General features: G+C 40.8%; 6 protein-coding genes. 4 read left to right on the top strand and 2 right to left on the bottom strand.

Annotation, left to right across the window (positions count from 1 at the left end; translation table 11 throughout):
• Positions 1–277 precede the first annotated feature (277 nt).
• From pgaA to pgaD, 4 genes are read left to right on the top strand one after another with little or no spacing between them, the layout of a single operon-like run.
• On the top strand, positions 278–2,734 hold the full coding sequence (gene pgaA / locus FTV27_RS14295; protein WP_180079071.1) for a poly-beta-1,6 N-acetyl-D-glucosamine export porin PgaA: 2,457 nt from the start codon (positions 278–280) through the stop codon (positions 2,732–2,734).
• Complete coding sequence (gene pgaB / locus FTV27_RS14290) at positions 2,734–4,599, top strand: poly-beta-1,6-N-acetyl-D-glucosamine N-deacetylase PgaB (protein ID WP_257230021.1); 1,866 nt, start codon at positions 2,734–2,736, stop codon at positions 4,597–4,599. The genes pgaA and pgaB (FTV27_RS14290) overlap by 1 nt, the downstream gene beginning before the upstream one ends.
• A complete protein-coding gene (gene pgaC / locus FTV27_RS14285; protein ID WP_180079070.1) occupies positions 4,599–5,870 on the top strand; it encodes a poly-beta-1,6-N-acetyl-D-glucosamine synthase in 1,272 nt (423 codons plus the stop codon). The genes pgaB (FTV27_RS14290) and pgaC overlap by 1 nt, the downstream gene beginning before the upstream one ends.
• A complete protein-coding gene (gene pgaD / locus FTV27_RS14280; RefSeq protein ID WP_180079069.1) occupies positions 5,857–6,369 on the top strand; it encodes a poly-beta-1,6-N-acetyl-D-glucosamine biosynthesis protein PgaD in 513 nt (170 codons plus the stop codon). The genes pgaC and pgaD overlap by 14 nt, the downstream gene beginning before the upstream one ends.
• A 55-nt stretch (positions 6,370–6,424) precedes the next feature.
• On the opposite strand, the gene pgaB (FTV27_RS14275) is transcribed toward pgaD, so the two are convergent.
• Positions 6,425–7,681 (bottom strand): poly-beta-1,6-N-acetyl-D-glucosamine N-deacetylase PgaB, encoded by a 1,257-nt coding sequence (gene pgaB / locus FTV27_RS14275; protein ID WP_180079068.1) that lies wholly within the window; start codon positions 7,679–7,681, stop codon positions 6,425–6,427.
• A 305-nt stretch (positions 7,682–7,986) separates the two neighbouring features.
• A complete protein-coding gene (locus FTV27_RS14270) occupies positions 7,987–9,699 on the bottom strand; it encodes a flotillin family protein (RefSeq protein ID WP_180024120.1) in 1,713 nt (570 codons plus the stop codon).
• Between the last annotated feature and the right edge of the window lie 128 nt (positions 9,700–9,827).

Raw genomic sequence — 9,827 nt, 5'->3', positions numbered from 1 at the left:
GTTCAAATGGCGATTCAGCGTTTAATTGGTTTTGGGAAAAAAGAAGAGTTTAAGGAAATTTTGGCAATTTTAAGAAAGCAGAATCCTGATAGGATAAGGGTTCTGTGAAATTTGTCGTGTACAGAGAGAAAATTTATAAAATCAGCATATTCTCATTCATTATTAACACTTTAGTATGAATAATTAACCAAATTTAATCGGTCAAAATATGATATAATGTGAAGCACGTCACATTAATTTAATTTGATGAATAATTACTCTTCTAACGTGAATAATCATGATTTATAAATCTTATTTATCTCGTCTATGTTTCTTGTCGATTTTTTCGAGCCTTCCTACGGTTGTATTTGCAGTTGATAATATTGATCAGCAAAGAGAACAAAGTGTTGCGGATATCCGTGTCGGTAAATTGGATCAGGGATTTAACCAATTACAAGTTTTATTAGCGCAACATCCTGAAAATCAGAAGCTCATTGCAGATTACACGCTCCTGCGTTATGCAAATGCAACCTTTAGCTCTAGAGATGTGACTTACTTGGCGCAGATTAATCCAGATACGTTTCCAGATTATGGCAAAGTCAGTGTCATCAAAGCTTTACGTGATCTTAAACAATATGATCAAGCCTTACAATGGGCACAAAAATTTTATCAGCAGGATCAATCGGAACAGTGGTTGATTTGGCAGGGTGTGTTGCTGGCAGAATCAGGTCAAAAAGATCAAGCAAAACAAAAACTGGCAAATCTCAACTTACAGTCGCTTGGTGCAGATTATCTTTCGCAATTGGCCTATGCCTATCGATTATTGGATATGCCTGCTGAATCTCTCAATGCAGCGAAATATGCGCTAGAAAAACAGCCAAATACTGATACCCAAGAACAGTATATATTGGCTCTATTGCAAAATAGCGATTTTGCCACTGCGCAAAGCTATATTCAGGCCAATGGACTCAATAGTTCTAAGCCAGTGTTGCAACATTTGCTCAAGATGAATGAGTTCTCACAGCGTATCCAACAAGGCATTCAAGCCTCAAAAAATGCGTTTGATATGAAGCGTGGGGCAACGGCATTTGAATCACTAGATCGTGTTCTGGTTGAAATGAGTGCTTATGAAGACTCACTTCCTGCAGATGAAGCCAGTAAACGTAAATTTTATTATGAATATATCTATGCATTAAATGCACGTAATGCTTCAAAGCAGGCACTAGCACAAGTAGAAAAAACCGGTCAAACAGCTAAAGAAATGCCAGCTTATGTACGACATGCTTTGGCAGACAGTTATTTAAGATTACGTCAACCTGAAAAAGCTGAGCCTTTATATCAGAGTTTATTTGCTGAAAAAAATTATGCTGACTATAACGTCTATGCTGGTTTGTATTATAGCTTGATTGAACAAGAAAAATTTAAACAAGCCAATCAGTTAATCGACACCATGGACAAACAGTTGCCGACCTTTGTTTATAGTAATGCAAAAGGTGTTGATAAGGCGCCACACGATGATCGTACTGAATTTATTGCGTTGAAGGGATTGAACTATGCTTATCGCAACGAGCATGAAAAAGCGGAACGTTACTTTAATGACTTAACAGCAAAGGCTCCTGGCAATATTGGGTATCAAAATAATTTGGCATTAATTCAACGTTGGCGTGAAAAACCAGAGCAATCCCAGCACACTTTGGCGCAGCAGAATAGCTTAGAGCCAATTTCACAAGGAACGCAAATTAACCGCATGCAGAATTTCCAAGCCTTGAGTCAAATTCAAGCTTGGCGTGAACTCAATCAATATATGGTCAGTCATGTCGGTGATGATACGGGCGTAAAACAAAGTAAAAAAGAATTAGATGATCGGAATCGTGCGTCAATTCAACATCAAAGTACCTTTGCAAAAAGTGAGTCTGATGATCCTCGTGTACAAAATCGCCTGAAAGGTTCACGTGAACAGGAAAACTGGACGCGTATCAATAGCCCATGGTTTTACGATAATTACCGACTCTTTGTCGATCATAGCAACCGTTGGTCGAAGTATGAGTCTGGCAAATTAAAAGACCAAAGGATTGGCATGGGTTTGGAGTGGGCTTCGGATCGTAAAGCTGCATCTGCATTATTCTCTCAAAGCACCGATGGCGACCGTTTTGGTGTGCAATTGGATTGGTCACATTGGCTGAATGATCATTGGAACTATGCATTGGGTTATGACAGCCAAGCGGATATTCCATTGCAATCTTTGGCACAGGATCATGAAGGGCAGGCATATCGTTTTGCACTGAACTGGCAACAAAATGAATCACGTAAAGCAGGTGCAAGTTATCAATTGACCGATATTGATGATGGCAATCTACGCCAAGAACTGTCAGGGTATTTTAAACAGCAATTCCAACAATCTCCGCATCATATTTCTGCGGCAACACTGCGTGGTTATTACGGAAAAAATGATCCGGTTGATGTGCCTTATTTTAACCCCGAACAAAGCTATAGCGCTGAAGTGACATTGGAACATGATTGGATGACATGGCGTGATTATGAACGTCATTTTAACCAGCACTTTGCAGCAACTATCGGTACATTCGGACAAAAAGGCTACTCAAGTCGTCCGATTTATAATTTGTTTTATCAACATGATTGGCAGCTCTCGCGCTCGTGGAAACTGAACTACGGCATAGGTTGGGGTTCACATCCGTATGACGGAAAAGATGAAGATCGTAGTTATGCAGTTGTTGGTTTTGAGGGGCGCTTCTAATGAAAAATACATTAATACACCGCATGTTGAAGCAAAGCTTAGTTCTAGCTGTGACTTTGCCCATCAGTACGACATATCTTTTTGCTGACAATAATGTGCCAAAAACTGCAAATTTGGCGATGCCTGAACTTGATGAAAGTACCGCACATAACCAATTTGTAACGCTGACCTTTCATGATGTTCGCGATGATGTTGCCAAACGTGGTGACCGAGATGTCTATGCGATTAGTACGCAAAATCTTGGGCAATATTTTGCGTGGATTAAACGAGAAGGTTGGCAGCCCATTCGTTTAGAAGATGTCATGCAGGCGCGTTTACAAAAGAAAAAGCTACCTGAAAAGGCGCTGTTATTAACCTTTGATGATGGTGCGCTAAGTAGTTATAGCAAAGTATTTCCATTGTTAAAGCAATATCAATTTCCTGCAGTTTTTGCTATTCCAACCAGTTGGATTAATGGCAATACAAAAGATGCTTATGAAGCTTATGGTGTGGGTAATTTGATGAATTGGGATCAAATGCGGGAAATGCAAAAGTCGGGATATGCCGAATTTGTATCGCATTCGGATGATCTGCATCATGGTATTTTGGCAAACCCACAAAAAAATATGGAACCTGCTGCGATTACACGTCAGTATTTTCCAGCTCAAAATCGTTATGAAACCGATGCTGAGTTTGAGCAGCGTATTGTGCAAGATTTGAAGAAATCTAAACAAGAACTCGATCGTCAACTGGGTATTCATAGTATGGCAATCTTCTGGCCATACGGTGCAGTTACACCGGAAATTGAGGGATATGCACGTAAAGCAGGACTGCCCATGTCCTTTAGCTTAGGTAATGTGGTCAGTCAGGCAGATTCAGTGCATACCTATCAGCGTGCCTTGATTATGGATAACCCAACACCAGAGTTTATCCACCAAAATATGGAAGACTTTATCGTTGAAGCTCGTGCGCCTTATAAACAACGTAAAACATTCCTGAATTTTAATTTGACTGAATTACAAGCGCCAACGGATGAGCAATCAGATCAGAAATTAGGGAGATTATTAGATCAGGTCAATGCGTTAAAAACTAATACATTGCTTTTAAATGCCGCAGTTGATCATGATGGTGACGGTAAAATTGATGCCTTATTTTTCCCAAATTCAAAACTGCCGATGCAGCAAGATTTACTGAATCGTACCGTATGGCAAGCTCGTACACGAATTGGTAATCGAGTCTATGCACAGCTTCCAATCAGTTTAGAGCTACAGCAGGGGATTAATCTAGCAGACCTAACGGCAGATCTATTGAAAAATAACAGTTCGCTAGAAGGTTTAATTATTAACACCGATAACAGCTTGGACTGTGCAATTCATTCAGCTCAGTGGTCAACCGCATGTACCGAGCAAGTGCAAAAAATTATTGCAATTAAAGAGCGTAGTAAGGCGCAAGCGCATTTTTATTCCAATATTAGTAATGACAACCAAACCGCGCTCAAGGTGAATTTAACTGGACATCAGTTTTCTGGATTAAAACCGTTGGTGACTCGTGCCTTAACAGCGTCGGACTTTCTGTATTTAAGTATTAACCCAGGTCAACATCCGCAAAGTTTTAAAGCCTTTATGTCCGCATTGAAGACTTTGAATACAGAGCAAAAGCAACGCTTGATTGTCAGTTTGGATATCAATCCAAAAATGAGCGAGAAAGATTGGACACAGTATCAGCAAAACTATCAGGCTTTACGCGCAGCATCGGTTCAAAAAATCGGACTGAATAATTACCAGCTTCAGGATGGCGAACGCGTTCAACATCACCTATATCAAAGCATCAGCTTGAATGGCAGTCCACTGACTTACCGTGATCCGTATATACAAGGAGGTCAGTAATGCAAGAATGGGAACTGAGTTTTAACGATCTGTTTTTTGCCTTTGCTTTCCTATATCCCTTATTTATGGCGTGGATTTGGATTGCTGGAGGCGTGTGGTTCTACTTAAAGCGTGAATGGAAACAACCTGAACTTCCCGTGCCAACCGTACACGGTTGTAGCATCATTGTGCCTTGCTTTAATGAAGAAGCACAGGTACGTGACACGATTCGATATGCGATGCAGAGCCAATATCCAAATTTTGAAGTGATAGCGGTGAATGATGGAAGTAAAGATCGAACCGCTGAAATTCTAGACCAATTGGTACTCGAATATCCTAAATTGCGTGTGGTGCATTTGGCTGAGAATCAGGGTAAAGCGTATGCATTACGTGCAGGCGCGATGGTCAGCCAATTTGAATACTTGATTTGTATTGATGGTGATGCATTATTGCACCCGCATTCGGCACTTTGGATGATGCATCATCTGACGAGTTTCCCACGCGTGGGCGCTGTAACAGGTAATCCACGTATTGTGAACCGTTCAAGCATCTTGGGTAAAATTCAGGTCGGTGAATTTTCTTCGATTATTGGCTTAATCAAGCGATCTCAAAGAACCTATGGTCGTATTTTTACAGTATCAGGTGCAATTGCAGGTTTCAGAAAAACGGCACTCGACCGCATCGGTTATTGGCGTGATGACATGATCACAGAAGATATTGATGTGTCATGGCGTTTGCAGTTCGATCATTGGGATTTGCACTATGTGCCGCAAGCCCTTTGCTATATCTATATGCCAGAAACCTTTAATGGACTTTGGAAACAACGTTTACGTTGGGCTCAAGGCGGCATCGAAGTGTTATTTGCTTATTTACCTAAAATATTTAAATGGCGTTTACGTCGGATGTGGCCGATTGCATTCGAATCTATCATTAGCGTGATCTGGGCCTATGTCATGTTCAGTATTTTTGTCTTGTATTTTTATGGTCTATTTTTCTCATTACCGGGTGAGTGGGCGATCCAATCACTATTACCTCAATGGTATGGGGTGATTTTAGGTGTAACCTGTTTATTCCAGTTCCTCGTGAGTTTATGGATCGATCGTGCTTACGACAAAAAACGTTTACTGCGAAATTATTTTTGGGTGATTTGGTATCCCTTATTTTTCTGGATCTTAGCCATGCTGACAACGGTCGTTGCTTTGCCAAAGACTATTTTTAAAACCCAAAAGCGTGCGCGTTGGGTCAGTCCAGACCGTGGATTTAGAGGGGAGGAAAACAATGAACCAAGTTAATTTACAAAATCAGAAGCCAGTTGCAGATTCAGATTTTAAAATTATTCAAGATGAATCATTGCTTGAATTACCTGAATATATTGATAAACCTGAATACGTCAAACGTAAGTCCGCAGGCTATGGTCTGATGGCAGTCGGTTGGATGCTTTGGATGTGGTTGTTTTTACCGCTATTAACCCTTGTGTTTTGGTGGTTTGAAGGCACGGTGGTGTATTCACAGGTTATGGATCAGTCCCAACCGATGACCAGTCTAACGATCATGAAATTGATTTTCTCAATCGGAATCTTTATTTGCTGTCTATTTGTTTGGGCAAGTTATAACTGGCTGCGTTTTCACGGTGAAGACCGACGAAAGGCGCCTGAGAATGCGCAAGATGAAGATTTGGCGAAAAGCTTTCATGTAAAAGCCAGTGATATAGCCACGATGCGAGAATCAAAAAATATCACTTTGCACTATACGGATGATGGTCAATTAGAACACTATAAAATCAACAGCTAATCAGGCGTTCTTTATTAGATCTAAGATTCTAAATCTGATAATGTAGGCATTGGTATCAGTCCTTAGCTAGGGCAGGTGCAAATGCCTTTTTTATTTGCTGTACATCTGGATGATTTTGCACGAAATCATCTGGATAATACCCAATATGTTGCACACCATGCTGTTCCAGTAAACGGATGGTGTCAGTCAGTTCCTGATTGGAAATAGGTTTTTGATGATTCCAATCGGTCACTTGAAGTTCAAAAATGGTACGGCTCAAATTGGGGTCATATTTTTTGGCACGCTCGATCAAGTTTAAATAAAACTGACGATGGTCATTTGCCTTTTCCATATAGGGCATGGCCATGATGGCGTTGTAATCATAATGTTGATACGTGCTGGCATTGGACTGGCTAAACCATTTTTCACTGTTCGGGTTCAGCACAGCTTCAGCATACATATTGCGAGCAAAATGTAAGTCGGGTTGCTGCTGTTTTAAAATCTGACTGATACCCTCAGCGAATTGGTCTAAATACGCGGTTTTGTAGCGTGAAAATTCAAGCTGCCGTGCATGCATTGGCTGTCCAATCAATTGTCGATCGAAGCCCCACGTTTTGTATGTCTGAAGTGCTGCGGCACTATTATCCTCAAAATCATTGAGAGTGATATCGTCATGATAAAGAATGCCATCTACTTTATTCTGCTGAATAAAATCTAGAAAAATTTCTGCTGTGTATTGTTGGTTTCTTGGGTCAAAGGGCGATATCCGAATATAACCTTTCTTTTCACTTTGGCTTTTTACATATTGCAGCGGGTATTGTTTCGGAAACTCCCACGCAATTAAAGGCAGCCATGCATATACGGTTTTTACTTGAGTCTGCTGTCGTATCTCATGCAAAACACGTTGAAATAAATCTGAGCGCATTGGGATATAGCGATTTTTAAAATACACAGCATCAGCCGAACCATTGGCATCAGGGTCTGCAAAAGCCTGTAGAAAAATCGTATTGGCTTCAATGCGACGGATACGTTCGATCAAAGCGCGGATATTTTTTTCTAGTTGAGCCTGATTGGCATCATATACATAATCTAAGTCGATATGCATAATGCGCATACGCTCTGTAGTGCTTGGCTTTGGTGTTTTGCTGGTCAAGGTTTGATGTAAAGGATTGGCTGATGCATATTGCTTGACCAAATCTTGTATAGGGTGGTGGATAATACGTACCGTTTCAGCACTGCTACAGCCTGAAAAGACCAAACCGAAGCAGGTCATTAGACCTATTAATTTTTTAAAGGGGCGTATGGAAGTAACGGCATTTAAGGAAGAAGTCATATTTATACTTGCACTGAGCGTATTATCATTCGTGAATGTGTTCATCGCATATTTTGCTGCACGTTTTAGCAAGTACAGCTAAGCAGAATATGATGAATTTGAAGATTGTAGCAAGATTGCAGGGGGAGGGTTATTCTTAAAAGTGTGATTTGGTTTGCACTTTGTTGTGATCCAGTATTTCGTCATTTTAAAGTCATGATTTGGTACTGAACGAATTATTTAAGCTCTCGTAAGTCTTCCTTGTCGATGATCTCAATAAAAAAACCGCAGGATTAAGCTGCGGTTTTTTTAGCGTGTAAAACGAATTAACCAGCTTTTTTGTTTAAGCTCTGAGTTAAACCGTTAATATCGCCACCTTGGATACCAAGCTCACTCATCAAGCTATCAATTAGTGGGGCCTGGCTGCGGTAGCGTAAGGCACTATTCACCACTTGGTCTGATAAGGCAACATTGCCGCTGCCTTCGTGGTGAGCATCACCTTGGCAAGAACCTGCATGACCACCATTTAGACCATTTACTTGCAAAATCTTAATGTCATCAATATTTTCCATTGGTTTAACACTTTCGCGAATGATTTCTGGTAAGTATTTCAGCATCGCTAAACGAATTTGCATTTCAACCTGTTCAGATGACAATACGTTGTTTGCTTCGTTCACTGCACGTGTACCTTCAGCATCAACTTGGTATTGTTTTTCCATCGCTTGAGCCAACAGAACTTTTGCGTCAGCTTCACCTTTGGCTTTTAAGCGAACTTTTTCAGCTTCGGCTTCAGCTGCAATACGAATCGCTTCTGCATCATCTGCGGCTGCTTGTTTACCCGCTTCAGCCGCGACAGTAATGGCAATCGCATCTTTCTCCGCTTTTTCTTTCGCAGAGACCAATTCAACAGCTTTTTGACGTTCAGCTTGTTGGATTTGACGAACGGTAATCACTTCTTCTTCGGCTTTTACCGCTTGAGCACGGGCTTGATCGGCATGTGCCTTAGCTTCAGATTCAGCACGAGATTTTTCAGCAATGGCAATTGCACGGTCTTGCTCAGCGAGTTCAATGGTTTTCTTTTGTTCCACTTGGGCTTGCTGAATAATTTGTGACTTTTGAATATTTTGATTTTCAACGTCACGTGCAGCAGTAATACGCTTTAAGTCAACTTCACGTTCAGCAGCAATACGCGCTTCTTCGGCTTCACGTTTTTTCGCAGCTTCTTGTGATGCAATTTCTGCAAGCTGTTCTGCACGACGGATTGAAATTTCACGTTCTTGTTGCAGTTTTGCATATTCTTCTTCACGCAAAATTTGTAGACGTGCTTGTTCTGCTTCTAAGTTCTTGGTCTTAATTGCAAGATCTGCATCTTGTTCAATCGCATTACGTTTACGACGACGGTCTTCAATGGTTTCTGTCAGTTTAGTTAAACCTTCAGCATCGAACGCATTTTGTGGGTTAAAGTATTTAAAGCCTGTTTGGTCTAAGCCAGTTAATGAAACGGTTTCAAGTTCCAAACCGTTTTTATGTAAATCTTCAGACACCACTTGCTGAACTTTTTGTACAAAGTCGACACGTTTTTCATGCAACTCTTCCATCGCCATTTCTGCGGCAACTGCACGTAGAGAGTCAACGAATTTACCTTCGACCAAATTCTTTAACTCATTTGGAGACATGGTCTTTTGACCCAAAGTCTGTGCTGCGGTAGCAATCGAATCTGCGGTTGGTTTCACACGGACGTAGAACTCCGCCATCACGTCGACACGCATACGGTCACGTGTAATCAGCGCTTGGTCATCTGCACGGCGTACTTCAAGACGTAGGGTGTTCATATTGACTGGAATAATTTCATGCAGCACAGGAAGCACAATAGCACCGCCACCTAAAATCACTTTTTCACCGCCGAAGCCTGTACGCACAAATGAAATTTCTTTACTTGAGCGACGATAAAGTCGAGCAATAATAAAACCAATAAAAATAAGTGCGGCAAAAATTATCCCGACTGAAACAAGGATACCGCTTGGAATAATGTCTAACATGGACGTTTATCTCTTTTGTTGTAGTTCAAGTTAACCCTCTAAAGTGCTAACAAGTTTGGTTTAAAAATCAGTATTTTGTTGACTCATCATGACTTCGAGATTTACAGAAGGAATGATGCGTTAAATGT

The sequence above is a fragment of the Acinetobacter sp. YH12251 genome (genome assembly GCF_013417465.1).
In the GTDB taxonomy this organism is placed as follows: domain Bacteria; phylum Pseudomonadota; class Gammaproteobacteria; order Pseudomonadales; family Moraxellaceae; genus Acinetobacter; species Acinetobacter amyesii.
Note: the sequence above shows the minus strand (reverse complement) of the source record. Positions and strands in the feature narration are given on the sequence as shown.

Coding starts and splice junctions, on each gene's coding strand:
- pgaB (WP_180079068.1), bottom strand. CDS start 7,681: ATGACTTCTTCCTTAAATGCCGTTACTTCCATACGCCCCTTTAAAAAA.
- pgaD (WP_180079069.1), top strand. CDS start 5,857: ATGAACCAAGTTAATTTACAAAATCAGAAGCCAGTTGCAGATTCAGAT.
- FTV27_RS14270 (WP_180024120.1), bottom strand. CDS start 9,699: ATGTTAGACATTATTCCAAGCGGTATCCTTGTTTCAGTCGGGATAATT.
- pgaA (WP_180079071.1), top strand. CDS start 278: ATGATTTATAAATCTTATTTATCTCGTCTATGTTTCTTGTCGATTTTT.
- pgaB (WP_257230021.1), top strand. CDS start 2,734: ATGAAAAATACATTAATACACCGCATGTTGAAGCAAAGCTTAGTTCTA.
- pgaC (WP_180079070.1), top strand. CDS start 4,599: ATGCAAGAATGGGAACTGAGTTTTAACGATCTGTTTTTTGCCTTTGCT.